This is a genomic window from Pseudomonas sp. M5A4_2d (assembly GCF_053345295.1).
This window is the reverse complement of record NZ_JBKEZW010000002.1, coordinates 326,543-348,264: the sequence shown is the minus strand read 5'-3', so window position 1 is coordinate 348,264 and position 21,722 is coordinate 326,543. Positions and strand designations below refer to the sequence as shown.

At 59.1% G+C, this 21,722-nt stretch carries 19 protein-coding genes; 15 read left to right on the top strand and 4 right to left on the bottom strand.

Features of this window, described 5'->3' with window-relative positions; genetic code table 11:
• Nucleotides 1-26: 26 nt before the first annotated feature.
• Nucleotides 27-1,394 (bottom strand): CYTH domain-containing protein, encoded by a 1,368-nt coding sequence (locus ACLBW8_RS08580; protein WP_064454627.1) that lies wholly within the window; start codon nucleotides 1,392-1,394, stop codon nucleotides 27-29.
• Nucleotides 1,395-1,552: 158 nt separating this feature from the next.
• On the opposite strand from ACLBW8_RS08580, the gene argE reads away from it, so the two are divergent.
• Entirely contained in the window at nucleotides 1,553-2,701 is a 1,149-nt protein-coding gene (gene argE / locus ACLBW8_RS08575) for an acetylornithine deacetylase (protein ID WP_064454626.1), read from the top strand.
• 133 nt (nucleotides 2,702-2,834) lie between these two features.
• Nucleotides 2,835-4,133: an amino-acid N-acetyltransferase gene (argA, locus tag ACLBW8_RS08570; RefSeq protein WP_064454625.1), complete on the top strand. Its 1,299-nt coding sequence runs from the start codon at nucleotides 2,835-2,837 to the stop codon at nucleotides 4,131-4,133.
• 131 nt (nucleotides 4,134-4,264) lie between these two features.
• Here argA and tauA read toward each other — a convergent pair whose 3' ends face one another.
• Nucleotides 4,265-5,251 carry a taurine ABC transporter substrate-binding protein gene (gene tauA / locus ACLBW8_RS08565; protein ID WP_447805160.1) on the bottom strand — a complete coding sequence of 329 codons (987 nt, stop codon included), beginning with the start codon at nucleotides 5,249-5,251 and terminating at the stop codon, nucleotides 4,265-4,267.
• 370 nt (nucleotides 5,252-5,621) lie between these two features.
• On the opposite strand from tauA, the gene ACLBW8_RS08560 reads away from it, so the two are divergent.
• The 8 genes from ACLBW8_RS08560 (at nucleotide 5,622) to ACLBW8_RS08525 (ending at nucleotide 12,880) form a co-directional block, all read left to right on the top strand.
• The gene (locus ACLBW8_RS08560) at nucleotides 5,622-6,965 is read left to right on the top strand and encodes an OprD family porin (RefSeq protein WP_064454623.1); all 1,344 of its coding nucleotides are present in this window, start codon (nucleotides 5,622-5,624) and stop codon (nucleotides 6,963-6,965) included.
• Nucleotides 6,966-7,239: 274 nt separating this feature from the next.
• Nucleotides 7,240-7,878, top strand: a complete 639-nt coding sequence (locus ACLBW8_RS08555; protein ID WP_447805159.1) for a peroxiredoxin — start codon at nucleotides 7,240-7,242, stop codon at nucleotides 7,876-7,878.
• Nucleotides 7,879-8,204: 326 nt separating this feature from the next.
• A complete protein-coding gene (ssuE, locus tag ACLBW8_RS08550; protein ID WP_447805158.1) occupies nucleotides 8,205-8,798 on the top strand; it encodes an NADPH-dependent FMN reductase in 594 nt (197 codons plus the stop codon).
• Nucleotides 8,799-8,892: 94 nt separating this feature from the next.
• Complete coding sequence (locus ACLBW8_RS08545) at nucleotides 8,893-9,861, top strand: sulfonate ABC transporter substrate-binding protein (protein ID WP_064454621.1); 969 nt, start codon at nucleotides 8,893-8,895, stop codon at nucleotides 9,859-9,861.
• Nucleotides 9,862-9,886: 25 nt separating this feature from the next.
• Nucleotides 9,887-11,035 (top strand): FMNH2-dependent alkanesulfonate monooxygenase, encoded by a 1,149-nt coding sequence (gene ssuD, locus ACLBW8_RS08540; RefSeq protein WP_064454620.1) that lies wholly within the window; start codon nucleotides 9,887-9,889, stop codon nucleotides 11,033-11,035.
• Nucleotides 11,036-11,044: 9 nt separating this feature from the next.
• A complete protein-coding gene (ssuC, locus tag ACLBW8_RS08535) occupies nucleotides 11,045-11,833 on the top strand; it encodes an aliphatic sulfonate ABC transporter permease SsuC (RefSeq protein WP_064454619.1) in 789 nt (262 codons plus the stop codon).
• Nucleotides 11,830-12,636 (top strand): aliphatic sulfonates ABC transporter ATP-binding protein, encoded by an 807-nt coding sequence (ssuB, locus tag ACLBW8_RS08530; protein ID WP_064454618.1) that lies wholly within the window; start codon nucleotides 11,830-11,832, stop codon nucleotides 12,634-12,636. The genes ssuC and ssuB overlap by 4 nt, the downstream gene beginning before the upstream one ends.
• Nucleotides 12,637-12,664: 28 nt before the next feature.
• On the top strand, nucleotides 12,665-12,880 hold the full coding sequence (locus ACLBW8_RS08525) for a TOBE domain-containing protein (protein WP_003213899.1): 216 nt from the start codon (nucleotides 12,665-12,667) through the stop codon (nucleotides 12,878-12,880).
• Between the two features lie 124 nt (nucleotides 12,881-13,004).
• Here ACLBW8_RS08525 and ACLBW8_RS08520 read toward each other — a convergent pair whose 3' ends face one another.
• Nucleotides 13,005-13,646 (bottom strand): TetR/AcrR family transcriptional regulator, encoded by a 642-nt coding sequence (locus ACLBW8_RS08520; RefSeq protein WP_447805157.1) that lies wholly within the window; start codon nucleotides 13,644-13,646, stop codon nucleotides 13,005-13,007.
• A gap of 227 nt (nucleotides 13,647-13,873) precedes the next feature.
• Nucleotides 13,874-15,250, bottom strand: coding sequence for a glutamine synthetase family protein (locus ACLBW8_RS08515; RefSeq protein WP_003213894.1), 1,377 nt, complete (start codon nucleotides 15,248-15,250; stop codon nucleotides 13,874-13,876).
• A 278-nt stretch (nucleotides 15,251-15,528) separates the two neighbouring features.
• Between ACLBW8_RS08515 and ACLBW8_RS08510 the strand changes: the two genes are divergently transcribed.
• The 5 genes from ACLBW8_RS08510 (at nucleotide 15,529) to ACLBW8_RS08490 (ending at nucleotide 21,674) form a co-directional block, all read left to right on the top strand.
• Entirely contained in the window at nucleotides 15,529-16,308 is a 780-nt protein-coding gene (locus ACLBW8_RS08510; protein WP_064454616.1) for a gamma-glutamyl-gamma-aminobutyrate hydrolase family protein, read from the top strand.
• A gap of 39 nt (nucleotides 16,309-16,347) precedes the next feature.
• Nucleotides 16,348-17,706, top strand: coding sequence for a glutamine synthetase family protein (locus ACLBW8_RS08505; RefSeq protein WP_064454615.1), 1,359 nt, complete (start codon nucleotides 16,348-16,350; stop codon nucleotides 17,704-17,706).
• 58 nt (nucleotides 17,707-17,764) lie between these two features.
• Complete coding sequence (locus tag ACLBW8_RS08500) at nucleotides 17,765-19,129, top strand: aspartate aminotransferase family protein (RefSeq protein ID WP_064454614.1); 1,365 nt, start codon at nucleotides 17,765-17,767, stop codon at nucleotides 19,127-19,129.
• Between the two features lie 208 nt (nucleotides 19,130-19,337).
• On the top strand, nucleotides 19,338-20,432 hold the full coding sequence (locus ACLBW8_RS08495; protein ID WP_053258811.1) for a polyamine ABC transporter substrate-binding protein: 1,095 nt from the start codon (nucleotides 19,338-19,340) through the stop codon (nucleotides 20,430-20,432).
• 147 nt (nucleotides 20,433-20,579) lie between these two features.
• Nucleotides 20,580-21,674 carry a polyamine ABC transporter substrate-binding protein gene (locus tag ACLBW8_RS08490; RefSeq protein WP_064454613.1) on the top strand — a complete coding sequence of 365 codons (1,095 nt, stop codon included), beginning with the start codon at nucleotides 20,580-20,582 and terminating at the stop codon, nucleotides 21,672-21,674.
• Nucleotides 21,675-21,722 lie beyond the last annotated feature (48 nt).

Here is a 21,722-nt window from a genome sequence, read left to right as displayed (position 1 = left end):
CCCACATTTGACCGAGTTGCTCGGTTTTACAGGCGCAGCAACGTTTTCCAGGCACGGTTCTGATACACCGCAATTGCCTGATGCATGCGCGCATCCAGCGATTCGTCGGTGATCAACTGGTTAGCCAGTTGCGCCAGCTTGTTCAGCTCGCCGTACAAACGGTCCAGTTCCGGGATGTCTACCACCTGGCGCGCGTGGTGCAGCCAGGCCTGGATGCGCTCGATACGCGGCAGTTGCTCGGCCAGGTCTTCCGGTTGCTGCTGGTAGCGCGGCAGTTGCAGGGCGACGGCATCGTCAGCCAGCAGGCGCGGTAGCCAGTTGGTGATTTGCGCGGCGCCCTGACGGTTGCCACGCACGTTGCGGTCGGTGGTCCAGGTGCGGGCCAGCAGCCAGCGCGAGGTGTTCAGCGAGAACAAGCCCCAGCGCACGTCTTCCAGCTCTTCAGCGAATTGTTCCGGCGCGGCTTTGCGAATGTCTTCGTCGTCATCACCGGCCTGGACCAGTGGGCGCCAGTCTTCCAGCAACGCATCCAGCGAGCTGCGCAGCTCACTGGTGGATTGACGCGGAGCGGCCTGGCCGAGGCTGCCGATCAGGGCGCGCAGTTCGCCGAGGTTGTCGACCCAGTCCTGCAGCAGGCGCCAGTGGCCATTGAAACGGTATTGTTCGGCCAGGCGCTGGCTGCTGCCCAGCAGGTGCCACATGATGGCGGCGAAGGCGTCGTCCAATGGCATTTCGGCGTGGATCTGCGGTGCCGGCAGGCTCAGCGAGTAGCTATTGGCGTCGTACAAGCGGTAGCCACGCTCGGCTTTGCTGATATCGCAGGGCATCAGCGCCAGGGTGGCGGCCAGCTCGGCGGCGAGTTCCAGCAGGGCAGCCGGTTCACCTTCGCGCAGTTCCAGTTCCAGCTCGCAGATTTCTTCTTTCTGCTTGCCCACGACCACGTGGCCCAGGTCCAGGGCGGCTTCGATGACCACCTTGGCCTTGCCACGGCCCCAGGCGATTTCAGCGCGCTCACGCACGAAATCGGTGGTGAAGATCGGCTTGAGGGTCTTTTTGTCCAGCTCGGCCAGTTGCTCGGGCCAGCACTCGCCGTCGAGTTTCTTCACGTCGAGCTTGGCCTTGGGTAGGTCCCAGTTGAACTCGTTGCGTTCCGACAAGCCAGCGACGCTTTGGCCACGGGTCTTGAGGGTCTGGATGATTTCGTCACCGTCCTTGCGCAGGCGCAGGGCGACTTTGGCCTGGGCCAGGTCGCGCTCGGGGGTGTCGAAATACTGGTTCATCAACTCACGGCGTTCCCAGCCACTTTTGTTGCGTTTTTTCAGTAGCGGGTGCTCACGCAGCGCGGCGAGTGTTTCGCGGCTGACGCGGAGCTTGATTTCGGTTTCTTTCTGCATGGCCGGAAAATCCAGGATCGGGAGCGCAGCCGGGGAAAAGTGTGGCTGCCAAGGTCGTGCAGTGTACAGGACTGAGCCCGGCAACGCGCCGCAACGGTTTATTGTGTCGTGCAGATGGTTCTATAGTGGGGCTCATCCGGGAAGTTGAGAGGCCGCGCATGCCGTTACCGTCCATGAAAGAGCAATTCGCCGCGTTGATTGCCGCGCCGTCGGTCAGTTGCACCCAAGCGTCTCTCGACCAGACCAACCGCCCGGTGATCGACCTGCTCGCCAGTTGGCTCGGCGACCTGGGTTTCGCCATCGATATCCAGCAAGTCAGCCCCGGCAAGTTCAACCTGCTGGCCAGTTTCGGCAGCGGTCCTGGCGGCCTGGTGCTGGCTGGTCATAGTGATACCGTTCCCTACGACGCTGCGTTGTGGAAGACCGACCCGCTCAAACTGACGGAAGTTGATGGCCGCTGGGTAGGATTGGGCAGCTGCGACATGAAGGGCTTTTTCGCACTGGCCATTGAAGCGGTGTTGCCATTGCTGGATCAGCCGTTCAAGCAACCGTTGTTGATCCTCGCCACCTGCGACGAAGAAAGCTCCATGTCCGGCGCCCGTGCGCTCGCCGAGGCCGGGCGCCCGTTGGGCCGCGCGGCGGTGATCGGTGAGCCGACGGGCCTCAAGCCCATCCGCCTGCATAAAGGCGTGATGATGGAACGCATCGACATCCTCGGCCGTAGCGGCCATTCGTCGGACCCAAGTCTGGGCCACAGCGCCCTCGAGGCCATGCACGACGCCATTGGCGAACTGCGTGGCCTGCGCCTGGCCTGGCAGCGTGAGTACCGCAACCCGCAATTCAGCGTACCGCAACCGACCATGAACTTCGGTTGCATCCACGGCGGCGACAATCCCAACCGCATTTGCGGTCAATGTTCCCTCGAGTTCGACCTGCGGCCCTTGCCGGGCATGGACCCGCAAGTGCTGCGCGACGCCATTCGGCAGAAGCTCGAACCCTTGGCCGAGCGCCACAAAGTCAAGATCGACTACGCGCCGCTCTTCCCCGAAGTGCCGCCGTTCGAGCAGGCCGAAGACGCCGAGCTGGTGCGGGTTGCGGAACGATTGACCGGTCATCGTGCCGAAGCAGTAGCGTTCGGCACCGAAGCGCCTTATCTTCAGCGCCTTGGTTGTGAAACCCTGGTGCTTGGCCCTGGTGATATTGCGTGTGCCCACCAGCCGGGCGAGTACCTCGAAATGTCACGCTTGACGCCTACAGTGCGTCTATTGCGGGAACTGATCGAACATTACTGCCTTAAACCTGCATAAATTAACCCCTGCCCATTCGTACATAAGGAGAGCGAGCGTGTCGCCAAGCCTGTTCCGACGATAACCATCAGCCCGCTGTGCGCTTTCACGATTCATCCTTTTTTGGCTGCTTTTTATTACAGGCCCAGGTGTTATGCCCGAATACGTCAATTGGCTTCGTCACGCTTCGCCTTACATCAACGCCCACCGCGACTGCACCTTTGTGGTCATGCTGCCCGGCGATGGTGTGGAACATCCGAACTTCGGCAATATCGTCCACGACCTGGTGCTGCTTCACAGCCTCGGTGTGCGGCTGGTGCTGGTCCACGGTTCGCGCCCACAAATCGAAACGCGCCTTGAGGCGCGTGGCCTGACGCCGGCTTACCACGAAGGCTTGCGCATCACCGATGCCGCGACGCTGGAGTGTGTGATCGACGCGGTCGGCCACCTGCGTATTGCTATCGAAGCGCGCCTGTCCATGGACATGGCCTCGTCGCCGATGCAAGGCTCGCGCCTGCGGGTGGCCAGCGGCAACCTGGTCACCGCGCGGCCGATCGGTGTGCTGGAAGGCGTGGATTACCACCACACTGGCGAAGTGCGCCGGGTCGACCGCAAGGGCATCAACCGTCTCTTGGACGAGCGCTCCATCGTGCTGCTGTCGCCGCTGGGTTACTCGCCCACCGGGGAAATCTTCAACCTGGCCTGCGAAGACGTCGCCACCCGCGCCGCCATCGACCTGGGCGCCGACAAGCTGCTGCTGTTTGGCGCCGACCTGGGCCTGATCGACGAACAGGGTCGCCTGGTCCGTGAGTTGCGCCCGCAGCAAGTGCCGGCGCACCTGCAACGCCTGGGCAACAACTATCAGGCTGAACTGCTGGACGCCGCCGCCGAAGCCTGCCGTGGCGGGGTAGGGCGCAGCCATATCGTGAGCTACGCCGAAGACGGCGCGTTGCTCACCGAACTGTTTACCCGGGACGGCGGCGGTACGCTGGTGGCCCAGGAGCAATTTGAACTGGTACGCGAAGCGGCGATTGAAGATGTCGGTGGTTTGCTCGACCTGATCAGCCCGCTGGAAGAGCAGGGCATCCTGGTACGGCGTTCGCGCGAAGTGCTGGAGCGTGAGATCGAGCAGTTCAGTGTGGTCGAGCGCGAAGGCATGATTATCGCCTGTGCGGCGCTGTATCAAATCGCAGACTCGGATGCCGGTGAGTTGGCATGCCTGGCGGTGAACCCGGAATACCGCCACGGCGCGCGCGGTGATGTGTTGCTGGAGCGAATCGAGACCCGAGCCCGAGCGCAGGGTTTGAAGACGCTGTTTGTTCTCACCACCCGAACCGCCCACTGGTTCCGTGAGCGTGGGTTTGTGCCGAGCAGCGTGGATCGCCTGCCTTCGGCGCGGGCCTCGCTCTACAACTATCAGCGTAATTCGAAGATTTTCGAGAAGGCCCTCTAAACCTGATCTTCCTGCCTGATAAAGAGCTGGCTCATGGGGGAGCTGGCTTGCCTGCGATAGCATCACCTCGGTTTATCTGAACTACCGAGTCGCCAGCATCGCCGGCAAGCCAGCTCCCACATTTGATTGCCTTACGGGTTGACGAATTTGTCGGTCACGAATGCCGAATAGTCCGGCAACACCGCTTCAACCTTCCCCTGTTCCTTCAAAAACTTCGCCGTCTCTCCAATCGCCTTCGCCGTGCCCCCTTTAAGCAGGGCATTGGTTTGCTGCGCCTGCGCATCCGGGAAAGTGGTGCCGGCCAACAGCTCAGGAATATCGGTGGCATTCGAACCTGTCAATTTGGCGATTTTCTGCACCGGTTCAGAGTCGACCGTCCAGCCGTCTTTATGGGCGGCATAGTCAGCGAAAGAGTCCAGCGTGACCTTGGCAAACTTGGCCACTACGTCAGGATGTTTTTCCGCGAAATCCTTGCGTGCCACCCACACTTCGAACGTCGGCGCTCCCCACTGGCCCACTTCTGCCGCATCTGTCAGGGTTTTTCCGGTCTTGCGGATCTCGCCCAGGGCCGGTGACCACACGAAGGCGCCGTCGATATCACCACGTTTCCACGCGGCGGCAATTTCCGCGGGCTGCAGGTTCACCACTTTGACTTTCCGGGTGTCCAGGCCCCAGTGCTTCAGCGCGCCGAGCAGGCTGTAATGAGAGGTTGAGACGAAGGGGGTGGCGATGGTTTTGCCGATCAGATCCTCTGGTTTGTTGATGCCGCTGCCATTACGCACCACCAACGCTTCAGAAGCATTGATCTGCGCCGATACCATAAAGGCTACGATCGGTAGATTGCGTGAAGCCGCCGCTGCTAGAGGGCTGGAACCCAGGTTACCGATTTGTACATCGCCGGATGCGATAGCCGTGACGACTTCCGGCCCACTGTTGAATCGGCGCCAGGCAATCTTCTCGCCAATGGCCTTTTCATAGAGGCCATCGGCCTGTGGGACTTTGCTGGGGTCGATGCCGGTTTGATAGCCGATGGTTAAATCGGCCGCTTGGACACCAAAAGAAATTATTAGTGACACAAAAACTGTAACAAATTGACGGGAGGATGTGCCTTTGGCCATGATGGCGTCGCCTTTTTGATCGTGGGTGACGTATGCAACAGTACGGCAACACTAATCGATCTAAAAAAAGGCTAGTAAATACCATTTAGGAATTAGCTTATGGAGCAGGTGGTCTATGCTGACCGGCTTGCTGCATGGAAAGCCTTATTCCTGAATCGTATGAAAAAGAATGAAACAATTCTTTTTGGGTGTATGAAAAACTCATTACCCTGCAGGGACCAAATCAACTGCGGTTAGACGAAGGTAGTAGACATACAAAGTTACGATTGACTTGGTAGTCACTATCTGGCGCTAATCGCGCATCTGTGGATCTAGGGCGTCAGACCCGAGACCTAAGAAATACAAAAATTAGAAATGAGAGGAGCGGTACATGAAGAAGTCAACATTGGCGTTGGCCGTGGCTGTCGCTGCGATTGCCCAACAGGCAAACTCCGCCGGTTTCATCGAAGACAGCAAGGCCACTCTGGGTCTGCGTAACTTTTACATCAACACTGACAACCGCGATGGCGCTCCTACTGCGAGCAGCCGTAGCAAGAACGCTGAATGGGGCCAAGGCTTCGACCTGCGTTTCATCTCGGGTTTTACCCAAGGTACCGTTCAGTTTGGTGTTGACGCTATCGGCCTGTACGGCATGCGTCTGGACTCCAGCCGCGATAACCACGGCAACTACAGCGGCACCGCTTCGGGCGGCACTGTGTTCCCAAGCGACGGCAACAAAGCCGTCAGCGATTTCGCCAGCCTGGGCGTGACCGGTAAGGTCAAGATCTCCCAGACCGTAGCGAAAATTGGCACCCTGCAGCCAAACAACCCGGTGATCAAGACCAACGATGGTCGCCTGTTGCCTCAGACCTTCCAGGGCGGCGAGATCGTTTCTAACGAAATCAAAGACTTGACCCTGACTGCTGGTCAGATCGAGTCGGCCAAGGGCCGTAACTCGAGCAACAACGAAAACCTGTCGATTGCTGGCGCTAACAAAAGCTCCAACTACGACACCGGCAAATTCAGCAACAAGTTCTACTACGCGGGTGCTGACTACAAAATCACCAAGGATCTGACGGCTTCGTACTACTTCGGCGAGCTGAAAGATTTTTACTCCCAGAACTTCCTGGGCTTGGTACACAACTGGGCAATCGGCCCAGGCGTGCTGAAAAGTGACCTGCGTTACTACCGCAGCCGCGACAACGGCGCAAATGGCAACACTGCCGGCTACTACACCTCGGGTTACTACACCGACGGTGCCAAGCCTGTTACCGCTGGCAAGGTTGACAACGACCTCTACAGCTACCTGGGTCTGTACTCGATTAATGGCCACACCTTTGGTGGCGGTTATCAGTACACCAATGGCGACAGTGACTTCCCTTGGCTGAACCAAGGCGACGGTTCGTCGAACAGCACCACGACCGACATGCAAATCCAGAAGTTCGCCCGTGCCGGCGAGCGCACCTGGCAAGCTCGTTACGCGTATGACTTCGCCAAAATCGGCGTGCCTGGCCTGACCGCTGGTATTGTTTACCTCAAAGGTACCAACATCCAGACCACCGCTGGCGACAAGTCTGAGTGGGAACGCGATATCACCCTGGCCTACGTTGTTCCACAAGGCCCGCTGAAAAACCTCGGCGTGGCTTGGAAGAACGCAATGTGGCGTACCGACGTTGCTACCCGCGATCAAGACGAAAACCGTCTGATCGTCAGCTACTCGATCCCGCTGTTGTAAGCGTGTAAAACCTTGCCCGGCGCAATGCCGGGCAGGGTATTTTACTGTTCAAGTCGGGCTCAACCCCCGCAAGCCCTTCCTGAATCCCCTCTCTTTACAGCGTCTCAAGGCCTTCTCGAACCTTGAAACGGATGTTGATCCTTGCCCGTTGCCAAGTCCAATGAACAGATTTTTAATATTCTTTTATCGTCTAGATAAAGCGATATTTATTCTTTTTAAATAATCTGTAACCCATGCACAGTAGGCTCCATAAGCACTCACCAGGAGCTACACCATGAGCCTAAGATTGGGCGACATCGCCCCCGACTTCGAACAGGATTCCAGCGCCGGCAAGATTCGTTTCCATGAGTGGCTGGGCGATAGCTGGGGCGTGCTGTTTTCCCATCCGGCGGACTTCACTCCGGTGTGCACCACCGAGTTGGGCTTTACTGCCAAGCTCAAGGACGAATTCGCCAAGCGCGGCGTCAAGGCTATCGCGCTGTCGGTAGACCCGGTGGACTCGCACCACAAGTGGATTGAAGACATCAACGAAACCCAGAACACGGTCGTTAACTTCCCGATCCTGGCGGATGCCGATCGCAAGGTGTCGGACCTGTACGACCTGATCCACCCGAACGCCAGTGACACCCTCACCGTGCGCTCCTTGTTCGTGATCGACCCGAGCAAGAAGGTTCGCCTGACGATTACCTACCCGGCCAGCACTGGCCGCAACTTCCACGAAATCCTGCGGGTTATCGACTCGCTGCAGCTGACCGACAGCCACAAGGTCGCCACGCCCGCCAACTGGCAGGACGGCGATGAAGTGGTGATCGTGCCGTCGCTCAAGGACGAGGAAGAGATCAAGCAACGCTTTCCGAAAGGTTATCGCGCGGTGAAGCCGTATCTGCGGCTTACCCCACAGCCTAATCGCTGACACACAATCCAGTGTGGGAGCGGGCTTGCTCGCGAAGGCGGGCTGTCAGTTGATGCACCTTTGAATGACACACCGCCTTCGCGAGCAAGCCCGCTCCTACATTTTGATCGCATTTCAAGTTGTAGACCGACTCACACAGCAGGGGTTTTCAGGCCGTTTCGACGGCCTTTTTTTTCGTCTGAAGATTCATAAATCTCATATATTTTTAGGGAATAAACAAATAAAAAAATAAGATTTATAGATATATAAATCAGCTGATATGGTCTGTCCCATCTTGGCGCCACCGCACACAGCGAACCGCCGACACTTGCTCAAGGAATACCTGCATGTTGGTCGTAACACTTGGAGGCAGTCCCAGCCAGCGTTCCCGCTCCGGGGTCTTGCTGGAAAAAACCCGTCAGTGGCTGCAAGACAAAGGCGTGGAAGTCGTGAGTTATCAGATACGGGACTTCCCGGCCGAAGACTTGCTGCACGCCCGCTTCGACAGCCCCAAAGTTATCGATCTGTTGCAGCATGTCGCCAACGCTGACGGCCTGGTCATCGCCACGCCGGTATACAAGGCCTCGTTCTCGGGCGCGCTGAAAACCGTGCTCGATCTGCTGCCTGAGCGCGCCCTGGCTCACAAGATCGTCTTACCGATGGCCACCGGCGGCAGCATCGCCCACATGCTGGCGGTGGACTACGCCTTGAAGCCGGTGTTGTCGGCCCTCAAAGCCCAGGAGTTGCTCCACGGCATCTTTGCCGAAGACAGCCAGATCGCTTACGGCGAAGGCAGTGCCCAGGCGCAACTGGTGCCGGTGCTTGAACAGCGTTTGCACGAGGCCCTGGAGACGCTCTATAGCGCCATGGCCCGTCGCCCAAAACCCCTTGATCCCAATGTGTTGAATGACCGTTTGTTGAGTGCTCGCTGGAGCATTTAAGTCTTACCGGATTGTGTAGTACTCACCTTACTCAGCCGCCAACGGCCAAGCAGGTGCAGCCAACCCCCTAATCGCATTTTTTGGAGAGAGCGCCATGCGCACTGTCATCTTGCGTCGTGGTCTGGTCGCACTGTTTGCTGCGGCTGTGTCCTTCGGCGCCATGGTTCAAGCCCACGCCGCCGAAACCCTGCGGATCGGTTATCAGAAGTACGGCACGCTGGTGTTGCTCAAGGCCAAGGGCACCCTGGAAAAACGCCTGGCCGCCCAAGGCGTGCAGGTGCAGTGGACGGAATTCCCCGGTGGCCCGCAACTGCTCGAAGGCCTGAACGTCGGTTCCATCGACTTCGGCGTCACCGGCGAAACCCCGCCGGTATTCGCCCAGGCTGCCGGCGCCGATCTGCTTTACGTCGCCTACGAACCGCCAGCGCCGACCAGTGAAGCGATCCTGGTGCCCAAAGATTCGACGATCAAGTCCGTGGCCGAGCTCAAGGGCAAGAAAATCGTGCTCAACAAAGGCTCCAACGTGCACTACCTGCTGGTACGCGCCCTGGAGGATGCCGGCCTGAAATACACCGACGTGCACACCGTGTTCCTGCCGCCCGCCGATGCCCGCGCCGCGTTCGAGCGAGGCAGCGTCGACGCCTGGGTGATCTGGGACCCGTACCAGGCCGCCGCCGAGAAACAACTGCAAGCGCGCACCCTGCGTGACGGCACCGGCATCGCCGACAACCACCAGTTCTACCTGGCCACCAAACCGTACGCCACACAGCACCCGGATGTGATCAAGGCGCTGGTGGAAGAAGTGCGTGCGGTAGGCGAGTGGTCCAAAGCCAACCCGCAGGAAGTCACGGAACAAGTCGCACCGCTGCTCGGCCTGCCCGCTGACATCACCCTGACCTCGGTGAAACGCCAAGGCTACGGCGCGTTGTTCCTGACCCCGGAAGTGGTCGCCGCCCAGCAGAAAATCGCCGACAGCTTCTACCAGCTCAAATTGATCCCCAAACCCTTGAGCATCAAGGACGTGATCTGGACGCCACCCGCCGCCGTTGCCAAAGCGCCGTAATTCGACTTCTTCAGGAGACAACTCCATGAGCCTCAATATTTTCTGGTTCCTGCCTACCCACGGCGACGGCCATTACCTGGGTACCGCCGAAGGCGCTCGCGCCGTCGACCATGGTTACCTGCAACAAGTGGCACAGGCGGCCGACCGCCTGGGTTTCGGCGGGGTGCTGATTCCGACCGGCCGCTCCTGCGAAGACTCGTGGCTGGTGGCCGCCTCGCTGATCCCGGTGACCCAGCGTCTGAAATTCCTTGTCGCCCTGCGCCCCGGGATCATTTCCCCGACGGTGGCTGCGCGTCAGGCGGCGACCCTGGACCGCCTGTCCGGTGGCCGTGCGCTGTTTAACCTGGTGACCGGTGGTGATCCGGAAGAGCTGGCCGGCGACGGTTTGTTCCTCAGCCACGAAGAGCGCTATCAGGCCTCCGTGGAATTCACCCGCATCTGGCGACGCGTGCTGGAAGGTGAAACCGTGGATTACGACGGTGAACATATCAGCGTCAAAGGCGCCAAATTGCTCTACCCGCCGATCCAGCAACCGCGTCCGCCGCTGTACTTCGGCGGCTCCTCCGAAGCCGCCCAGGACCTGGCCGCTGAACAAGTGGAAATGGTGCTGACCTGGGGCGAGCCACCGGCCGCTGTCGCTGAAAAAATCGAACAGGTGCGGGCCAAGGCCGCGAAACTTGGGCGCACGGTGCGCTTCGGTATTCGCCTGCATGTGATCGTGCGTGAAACCAACGATGAGGCGTGGAAAGCTGCGGACAAACTGATCTCCCACTTGGACGACGAGACCATCGCCCGTGCCCAGGCCTCCCTCGCGCGCTTCGATTCCGTCGGCCAGCAACGCATGGCGGCCTTGCACGGCGGTAACCGTGACAACCTCGAAGTCAGCCCCAACCTGTGGGCCGGTGTCGGCCTGGTACGCGGTGGTGCGGGTACTGCGCTGGTGGGTGATGGCCCAACCGTTGCGGCACGTGTCAATGAATACGCTGCGCTGGGCATCGATACCTTCATCTTTTCCGGTTATCCACACCTGGAAGAGTCGTACCGCGTGGCTGAGCTGTTGTTCCCGCACTTGGACATCGAACGTCCCGAGTTGCCGAAAAGCGCCGGTTACGTCAGCCCGTTCGGCGAGATGGTCGCCAACGACATCCTTCCCAAAGCTGCGTCGCAGAGCTGAGGCGCCGTCATGAACGTTGAAAAATTAAGCCATCGCGTCGCGCCCTGGGTGCTGCCGATCTTGTTGCTGGCGGTGTGGCAGTTGTCGGTGTCGGCGGGTTGGTTGTCGACACGCATTCTGCCGGCGCCGAGTGCGGTGATCGAAGCCGGGGTTAACCTGGTGCGCAGCGGCGAAATCTGGACGCACCTGGCCATCAGCGGCTGGCGTGCCGGCCTGGGCTTTGTGATCGGTGGCAGCATCGGCCTGGCCCTGGGCTTTATCACCGGCCTGTCGAAATGGGGCGAACGCCTGTTGGACAGCTCGGTGCAGATGATCCGCAACGTGCCACACCTGGCGCTGATTCCGCTGGTGATCCTGTGGTTCGGCATTGACGAGACCGCGAAGATTTTCCTGGTCGCCCTCGGCACGCTGTTCCCGATCTACCTGAACACGTATCACGGCATTCGCAACGTCGACCCGGCGCTGGTGGAAATGGCGCGCAGCTACGGCTTGTCCGGCTTCAGCCTGTTCCGTCAGGTGATCCTGCCGGGCGCATTGCCTTCGATTCTGGTCGGCGTGCGTTTTGCGCTGGGCTTTATGTGGTTGACGCTGATCGTGGCGGAAACCATCTCGGCCAGCTCCGGCATTGGTTACCTGGCGATGAACGCCCGTGAATTCCTGCAAACCGACGTGGTGGTATTGGCCATCGTCATGTACGCCATCCTCGGCAAGCTCGCCGACCTGGCTGCTCGCGGCCTGGAACGTGTGTGGCTGCGCTGGCATCCGGCTTACCAAGTGAATAAAGGAGGTGCGGCATGACCGCTCAACAACCTCCGCGCCTGCTCAAGGGTATCCCGCTGGCGGTGCGCAAATTGCGCAAGGCCTTTGGTGCGCGGGAAGTGCTCAAGGACATCGACCTGCACATCCCCGCTGGGCAGTTTGTGGCCGTGGTCGGTCGCAGTGGCTGCGGCAAAAGTACCTTGCTGCGCCTGCTGGCCGGCCTGGACAAAGCCAGCGGCGGCGAACTGTTGGCCGGCTCTGCACCGCTGAGCGAAGCGATTGAGGACACGCGGTTGATGTTCCAGGAAGCGCGCCTGCTGCCGTGGAAAAAGATCATCGACAACGTGGGCCTGGGTCTCAAAGGTAACTGGCGCCCCAAAGCGCTGGATGCGCTGGAGGCGGTCGGCCTGGCCGAGCGTGCGAATGAGTGGCCGGCGGCCTTGTCCGGTGGCCAGAAGCAGCGGGTGGCCTTGGCGCGTGCGCTGATTCACCAACCGCGCTTGCTGCTGCTGGATGAGCCTTTGGGGGCGCTGGACGCCTTGACGCGCATCGAGATGCAGCAACTGATCGAAAACCTGTGGCAGAAGCACGGCTTCACCGTGTTGCTGGTGACCCACGATGTCAGCGAGGCCGTGGCGATTGCCGACCGGGTAATTCTGATCGAAGACGGTGAAGTCGGCCTCGACCTGATTGTCGATCTGCCGCGACCCCGTGCCCGTGGGTCGCATCGCCTGGCAGCCCTGGAAGCCGAAGTGCTTAACCGTGTGCTGTCGCTGCCCGGAACGCCGCCGGAACCCGAACCTGTTTCACCGCTGCCGACGCAATTGCGTTGGGCGCAATAACTCACTTGTCCCTCGAAGGAAGAACACCATGACTATTAAAGCCATCAACGTGCGTAACCAGTTCAAAGGCACTATCAAGGAAATCGTAGAAGGTGACGTGCTGTCGGAAATCGACGTGCAGACGGCGTCCGGCATCGTGACGTCTGTCATCACCACCCGCTCGGTCAAAGAGCTGGAGTTGGTGATTGGCAGCGAAGTGATTGCCTTCGTTAAGTCCACCGAGGTGTCGATCGCCAAGTTGTGATCGGGATTTGCGGTGCTTTTAAGGCCGCTTTCGCGAGCAAGCCCGCTCCCACATTTGACCGAGTTCCAACAGTGGAATGCATTCAAATGTGGGAGCGGGCTTGCTCGCGAAGAGGCCGGCCCAGTCAACCCGATACTTGGCGCTTGGGCAGATATGCGGGCAAATAAAGCCCCACATACGCATCAAACACCCGCATCCCTTCTTCCGCCATGCGCGGCGTAATCTGCCCATGCTGATGCACCGAGCGCGCATAGACGCGGTCGCTCAGTTCCAGCGCCAAGGCGAACACATCCACATCCTCAGGCAGCGTCGGCACTTCGAAGTGGCGGTTGAACACGGCCAGCATCAAATCCCCCAACTCCAGATCATGCTGGCGGTCGGCCTGGGTCACTTCGGTGAGCCCATGCTGAGCCAGGATCAACTGGCGCGCGGCGGCGTCGTGCTCGTAGACCGTGAGCATGCGCTGTTCGACGATGCAGGACAGGTCACGCCAGTGCTTGAGTGCAGCATGCTCGATAGGCGCCTGGATGGCTGCGCGGAATGCCGCATGCACATCGGCGGTCAACGCTTCCAGTAGCGCCGGCACGCTGGCGAAAAAGTGATACACCGACGACGGTGGAATCTGTGCCCGTTCCGCCACGCTGTAGATCGACAAACTGGCCACGCCTTCGGTCGCCAGCAACGTGCGGGCGGCATCAAGGATCGCATCGATCCTGGCCTGGCTGCGGGCGCGGGGTTTGCGAGGGGCGGCAGGGCGGGTGGTCATGGAAGTCTCCTACAAGGCAGCGGGCATTGTATGAGCAGGAACCGGTGTTGTCTGCCAAGGCGCCATCGGGAGCACCCCTCCCACAGTTGACTGAGTTCCAACCTTGAAATGCAGTCAAGTGTGGGAGGGGGCTTGCTCCCGATGAGGCCGACTCGGTCAGCCGGAAGAAACCCATAAAAAAACGCCACAGACCAAAGGCCGGAGGCGTTTTTCAGTACAACCACTGCTTACACGGTATGCAGGTACCAGTTGTACTCAAGGTCGGAGATGGAGTGTTCGAACTCTTCCAGCTCACTTTCCTTACAGGCGACGAAGATATCGATGTATTTAGGATCGATGTACTTGGCCATCACCTCGCTGTCGTCCAACTCGCGCAGGGCATCGCGCAGGTTGTTCGGCAGGCTCTGTTCGTTCTGCTCGTAGCTGTTGCCTTCCACTGGAGCGCCCGGTTCGATCTTGTTGGTCAGACCGTGGTGCACGCCTGCCAGGACCGAAGCCATCAGCAGGTAAGGGTTGGCGTCGGCGCCGGCCACGCGGTGTTCGATACGTACGGCATCCGAGGAGCCCGTGGGTACGCGAATCGCCACAGTGCGGTTGTCCAGGCCCCAGCACGGCGAGTTCGGCACGTAGAACTGTGCGCCGAAACGACGGTAGGAGTTGACGTTGGGGCACAGGAACGCCATTTGGGCGGGTAGGGTCTCGAGCACACCGCCGATCGCGTGACGCAATGCGGCGTTCTGCTCGGGATCCTCGCTGGCAAAGATGTTCTTGCCGTCCTTGTCCAGGATCGAAATGTGTACGTGCAAACCATTGCCTGCCTGGCCTGGGTAAGGCTTGGCCATGAAGGTGGTGTCCATCTCATGATCGTAGGCGATGTTCTTGATCAGGCGCTTGAGCAGTACGGCGTAATCGCAAGCCTTGATCGGGTCGGCCACGTGGTGCAGGTTCACTTCGAACTGCGCCGGGGCACTTTCCTTGACGATGGCGTCAGCCGGGATGCCTTGCTCTTTGGCACCTTCCAGGATGTCCTGGAGGCAGTCGACGTATTCGTCGAGGTCGTCGATCAGGTAGACCTGTGTCGAGTGCGGGCGTTTGCCGGAGATCGGCGAGCGGGGCGGTTGTGGGCGGCCGTTCACGTTCTCCTGGTCGATCAGGTAGAACTCAAGCTCGAAGGCAGCGCAGATGGTCAGACCGAGGTCGTCAAACTTGCTGACAACTTGGCGGAGCACTTCGCGAGGATCGGCGAAGAAAGGTTCACCTTCAAGTTCGTGCATGGTCATCAGCAGTTGCGCGGTTGGGCGCTTTTGCCACGGCTCATTGCACAGGGTGTCAGGGATCGGATAACAGATTCGGTCAGCATCACCGATGTCCAGACCCAGGCCAGTGCTTTCCACTGTCGAGCCATTGATATCCAGGGCAAATAAAGAGGCAGGCAGGTTAATGCCCTTCTCGTAAACCTTGTGGAGGCTGGTGCGTTCGATGCGCTTGCCGCGCACCACACCATTCATATCCGCAATTAGAAGGTCTACGTACAGAACCTCAGGATGATCCTTAAGGAACGCGTTCGCTTCGTTAAGCTGAACGGCACGCGGGGGTACCGACATGATGCAACACCTTTGTTGTTAAAAATATCAATCATTGATCTTTTCTGGTTTCAGTCAACCCGAACGGCTTGCCGAAGTCAAGCGAGGCCTTTTTTGCCCTAAAAAAGCGCCTTGAGGCCTTTTTTGGGGCTTTTTGGGGCGCTTTTTTGGGTTTGAAGGCCTTGGGACTAGCAGGCTTGAGCGGGCCGTGTTGTATTTTTTACGGGGGTGTTGTGTAAAAAAATGAACAAGGCTAAGCTCGATTCAAACCCATAACAGCAATAATACCGGGGTGCTTCATGTCTCGCCTGCCGTTAATCGGCGTCACCGCCTGCTCCAAACAGGTCGGTCTGCATGCTTATCACATCAGTGGCGACAAATACGTCCGTGCAGTGGCCATCGCTGCCAAGGGCTTGCCATTGATCATTCCATCCTTGGGCGATTTGCTCGACCCGGCCAATATTCTTGACGGCCTGGATGGCATTCTATTTACCGGCTCCCCCTCCAATATCGAACCCTTTCTCTACGACGGTCCGGCCAGCGCGCCCGGGACTGCTCATGATTCTGCACGGGACCAGACCACGCTGCCGTTGCTGCGTGCCGCGATTGCGGCAGGCGTGCCGGTGCTGGGCATCTGCCGTGGGTTCCAGGAAATGAACGTGGCTTTGGGTGGCAGCCTGCACCAGAAGGTTCATGAAGTACCGGGCATGATGGATCACCGCGAAGACGATACCCAGCCGCTGGAGATTCAGTACGGCCCGGCGCACGCCGTGGCGATTGCCCCGCATGGCGTCCTGGCAAGCCTGGGGTTGCCGCAGACCATTCAGGTCAACTCGATTCACGGCCAGGGCGTTGATCGCCTGGCGCCGGGGTTGCAGGTCGAAGCCACTGCGCCGGATGGGTTGATCGAAGCTTTTTCTTACACCGCGGGCAAGGCTTTTGCTTTAGGAGTGCAATGGCACCCCGAATGGCAGGTAAGCTCTAACCCGCACTATCTCGCGATCTTCCAGGCCTTTGGCTCGGCCTGTCGAACGCGGGCGATGCAACGCGACGCGGATGCTGCGTCAAACAACGCCTGACCTTTAATGGATGTCAGGAAACACAGCCCAGAGGCATTTATGAGTAACAACCTCGACCAGCTCACCGATTGGTTGAAAGACCACAAGATCACAGAAGTCGAATGCATGATTGGCGACCTCACCGGCATCACCCGGGGCAAGATCTCGCCGACCAACAAGTTCATCGCCGAAAAAGGCATGCGCCTGCCCGAGAGCGTTCTGTTGCAGACCGTGACCGGCGACTATGTCGAAGACGACATCTATTACGAATTGCTCGACCCGGCCGACATCGACATGATCTGCCGTCCCGACCAGAACGCCGTATTCCTGGTGCCCTGGGCCATCGAGCCTACCGCCCAGGTGATTCACGACACCTACGACAAGCAAGGCAACCCGATCGAGCTGTCGCCGCGCAATGTGCTCAAGAAAGTCCTCCAGCTCTACGCCAACCGAGGCTGGCAGCCGATCGTGGCGCCGGAAATGGAGTTCTACCTGACCAAACGCTGCGAAGACCCGGACTTCCCGCTGCAACCGCCGATCGGCCGTTCCGGGCGCCCGGAGACCGGTCGCCAGTCCTTCTCTATAGAAGCGGCCAACGAGTTCGACCCGTTGTTCGAAGACGTCTACGACTGGTGTGAACTCCAGGAGCTTGACCTCGACACCCTGATCCACGAGGACGGCACCGCGCAGATGGAGATCAACTTCCGTCATGGCGATGCGCTGTCCCTGGCCGACCAGATCCTGGTGTTCAAGCGCACCATGCGTGAGGCCGCGCTCAAGCACAACGTGGCCGCCACCTTCATGGCCAAGCCCATGACCGGCGAGCCCGGCAGCGCGATGCACTTGCACCAGAGCATCATCGACATCGCCACCGGCAAGAACGTCTTCTCTAATGAAGACGGGACCATGAGCCAGCTGTTCCTCAATCACATTGGCGGCCTGCAGAAATTCATCCCTGAATTGCTGCCGCTGTTTGCGCCGAACGTGAACTCGTTCCGCCGCTTCCTGCCCGACACCTCGGCGCCGGTGAACGTGGAGTGGGGCGAAGAAAACCGCACCGTCGGCCTGCGCGTACCGGATGCCGGCCCGCAGAACCGTCGCGTGGAAAACCGCCTGCCGGGCGCCGACGCCAATCCTTACCTGGCGATTGCCGCCAGCTTGCTGTGCGGCTACATCGGTATGGTCGAAGGCCATAACCCGAGCGCGCCGGTGGTGGGCCGAGGTTACGAGCGCCGCAACCTGCGCCTGCCGTTGACCATCGAAGACGCCCTGGAGCGTATGGAAAACAGCAAGACCATCGAAAAATATTTGGGTCAAAAATTCATCACAGGCTACGTCGCGGTCAAGCGGGCCGAGCATGAAAACTTCAAGCGCGTGATCAGTTCGTGGGAGCGGGAATTCCTGCTCTTCGCCGTCTGATGCGTCGGGCGCGCCTTGGGATTGGCGCGCCCACACCTGAAAAGTCTAGGAGATTGGTATGTCCAGCAACAACCCGCAAACCCGTGAATGGCAAGCCTTGAGCAATGATCACCACCTGGCGCCGTTCAGCGACTTCAAGCAATTGAAAGTGAAAGGCCCACGGATTATCACCAAAGCCCACGGCGTTTACCTGTGGGACAGCGAAGGCAACAAGATCCTCGACGGCATGGCCGGCCTGTGGTGCGTGGCGATCGGTTACGGTCGCGACGAACTGGCTGACGCCGCCGCCAAGCAGATGAAAGAGCTGCCGTACTACAACCTGTTCTTCCAGACCGCTCACCCACCGGTGCTGGAGCTGGCCAAGGTGATTTCCGAGATCGCACCGGCCGGCATGAACCACGTGTTCTTCACCGGCTCAGGCTCGGAAGGCAACGACACCATGTTGCGCATGGTCCGCCATTACTGGGCGATCAAGGGCCAGCCGAACAAGAAGATCATCATCAGCCGCAAGAATGGCTATCACGGCTCCACCGTGGCCGGCGCCAGCCTGGGCGGCATGACGTACATGCATGAACAGGGCGACTTGCCGATCCCGGGCATCACCCATATCGCCCAGCCGTACTGGTATGGCGAAGGCGGCGACATGAGCCCGGAAGAGTTCGGGGTATGGGCCGCCAACCAGTTGGAAGAGAAGATCCTGGAACTGGGCGTGGACAACGTCGGTGCCTTTATTGCCGAGCCGATCCAGGGGGCCGGTGGCGTGATCGTGCCGCCAGAGACCTACTGGCCGCGCATCAAGGAAATCCTCGCCAAGTACGACATTCTGTTCGTCGCCGATGAAGTGATCTGCGGTTTCGGCCGTACCGGTGAATGGTTCGGCAGCGACTTCTATGGCCTCAAGCCACACATGATGACCATCGCCAAGGGCCTGACCTCGGGTTACATCCCTATGGGTGGCCTGATCGTGCACGACGACGTGGTTGCCGTGCTCAATGAAGGCGGTGATTTCAACCACGGCTTCACCTATTCCGGTCACCCGGTGGCGGCAGCGGTAGCCCTGGAAAACATCCGGATTCTGCGCGATGAAAAAATCGTTAACCGTGTGCACGAAGAAACGGCACCGTATTTGCAGAAACGTCTGAGGGAACTGGCTGATCACCCGTTGGTGGGTGAAGTTCGCGGTGTCGGCATGCTCGGGGCGATTGAGCTGGTGCAGGACAAGGCCACGCGCAAACGTTACGAAGGCCGTGGTGTGGGCATGATCTGCCGCACGTTCTGCTTCGAGAATGGCCTGATCATGCGCGCCGTGGGCGACACCATGATCATTTCGCCTCCGCTGGTGATCAGCAAGGCGGAAATCGACGAGCTGGTGACCAAGGCTCGCCAGTGCCTGGACCTGACTTTGGCGGCATTGCAAGGCTAAGTGCTAGGCTCAGTGCGCTGCGGCTTCGGGCGCTGCGTCTGGGCAGTTACAAAAACGCAGTAATAAAGGGGGCTTTGGTTGAAAGCCGGCCCCTGAACTTGCCAGACTGTCGCCGTGTTTTGTTGCCCTTTGGAAGGGTCGTGAGACGACTAAAGAACGTGGCCCAAAAAAGAAAAAATTGGAGCATCACCAAATGAAGGCATTAGGTTTGAAGAACGCTGGCAAGACCCTCCTCGCGTTGTCCCTGATGGGCGCAATGGCGGGCGCGGCCCAGGCAGACGATAAAGTGCTGCACGTCTACAACTGGTCTGACTACATTGCACCGGACACCATCGCCAACTTTGAAAAAGAGTCGGGCATTAAAGTGGTGTACGACGTTTTCGACAGCAACGAGACCCTGGAAGCCAAGTTGCTGGCAGGCAAGTCCGGTTACGACATCGTCGTTCCGTCGAACAACTTCCTCGCCAAGCAGATCAAGGCCGGTGTCTATCAGGAGCTGGACAAGTCCAAGCTGTCCAACTACGCCAACCTGAACAAATCCCTGCTTAAAGCCGTGTCGGTCAGCGACCCGGACAACAAGCACGCTTTCCCGTACATGTGGGGCTCGATCGGCATCGGTTACAACCCGGAGAAGGTCAAGGCTGCGCTGGGCGTGGACAAGATCGACTCGTGGGACGTGCTGATGAAGCCGGAAAACATCGCCAAGCTGAAAAGCTGCGGCGTGAGCTTCCTCGACTCGCCAACCGAAATGCTGCCGGTGGCGCTGCATTACCTGGGCCTGCCGACCGACACCCAGAAAAAAGCTGACCTCAAGCAAGCCGAGGACCTGTTCCTCAAGCTGCGCCCATCGATCGGCTATTTCCACTCGTCCAAGTACATCTCGGACCTGGCCAACGGCAACATCTGCGTGGCCGTGGGCTACTCCGGGGACATCCAGCAAGCCAAGTCCCGCGCGGCTGAAGCCGGTGGCAAGGTCAAGGTTGCCTACGACATTCCGAAAGAAGGCGCCGGTAGCTTCTATGACATGGTCGCCATCCCTAAAGATGCCGAAAACGTCGATGCTGCCTACAAGTTCATGAACTACCTGCTCAAGCCGGAAGTCATGGCCGCTATCACCAACAGCGTCCGCTTCCCGAACGGTAACGAAAAAGCCACCGCACTGGTCGACAAAGACATCACCAGCGACCCGGGCATTTACCCGCCAGCGGATGTGCAGGCCAAGCTCTACGCCATTGCTGACTTGCCGGCTGCAACTCAGCGTGAAATGACGCGCAGCTGGACCAAAATCAAATCGGGCAAATAAGCCTTTGAACCGTGGGGGCGGCGAACCGCCGCTCCCACAAATTAAATGACAGAAAGCTTTGCCGGATCGGTTTATCGAGGGTAAGTTGCGCGCCGGTTTTGTTGCCGGGCAACAACTTCGGGCCCAACTATTTAAGAGGACCTCCACTTGCCAATTTCTTTATTTCGCAAAGCCTTGCTGGTGGGTGCAGGTATCACGCTGGCTGTCAGCGTGCAGGCCGCGCCGACGGTGCATATTTATAACTGGTCGGACTACATCGGCGCCGACACCCTGGCCAACTTTGAAAAGGCCAGCGGCATCAAGCCGGTGTATGACGTGTTTGATTCCAACGAAACCCTGGAAGGCAAGTTGCTCGCCGGGCGTACCGGTTATGACGTGGTCGTGCCGTCCAACCACTTCCTTGGCAAGCAAATCAAAGCCGGGGCGTTTCAGAAGCTCGACAAGTCGTTGCTGACTAACTATTCCAATCTGGACCCGGCGCTGCTCAAGCGTCTGGAAAAAAACGACCCGGGTAACCAATACGCCGTGCCGTATCTGTGGGGCACCAACGGCATTGGTTACAACGTCGAAAAAGTCAAAGAAGTGCTGGGCGTCGACCATATCGATTCCTGGGCCGTGCTGTTCGAGCCGGAAAACATGAAGAAGCTGGCCACTTGCGGGGTCTCGTTCATGGACTCGGCGGATGAAATGCTGCCGGCGGTGCTCAACTACATGGGCCTGAACCCTAACAGTACCAACCCCGAAGATTACAAAAAGGCCGAAGAGAAGCTGCTCAAAGTGCGGCCCTACGTGACCTATTTCCATTCTTCCAAATACATCTCTGACCTGGCCAACGGCAACATCTGCGTGGCGGCAGGTTTCTCCGGTGATGTGTTCCAGGCCAAGGCTCGCGCAAGCGAGGCAGGCAAAGGCGTGAACATCGCCTACGCGATTCCGAAAGAAGGCGGCAACCTCTGGTTTGACGTGCTGGCAATCCCCAAGGATGCGACCAACGTCAAAGAGGCTCACGCCTTCATCAACTATTTACTGCAACCTGAGGTGATCGCTCAGGTCAGTGATTACGTCGGTTACGCCAACCCTAACCCCGGGGCGGACAAACTGATGAAGCAATCGATACGCACTGACGCAGCGGTTTACCCACCGCAGGCGGTTCTCGACCGGACGTTCGTCAACTTCGAGCTACCCCCGAAAGTGCAGCGTTTAATGACCCGTAGCTGGACCAAGGTCAAAACGGGCAAGTAAGGCTTAAAGCTCAAACTATCCAAGGTTTCGCCCGTATTGGGCGAACCT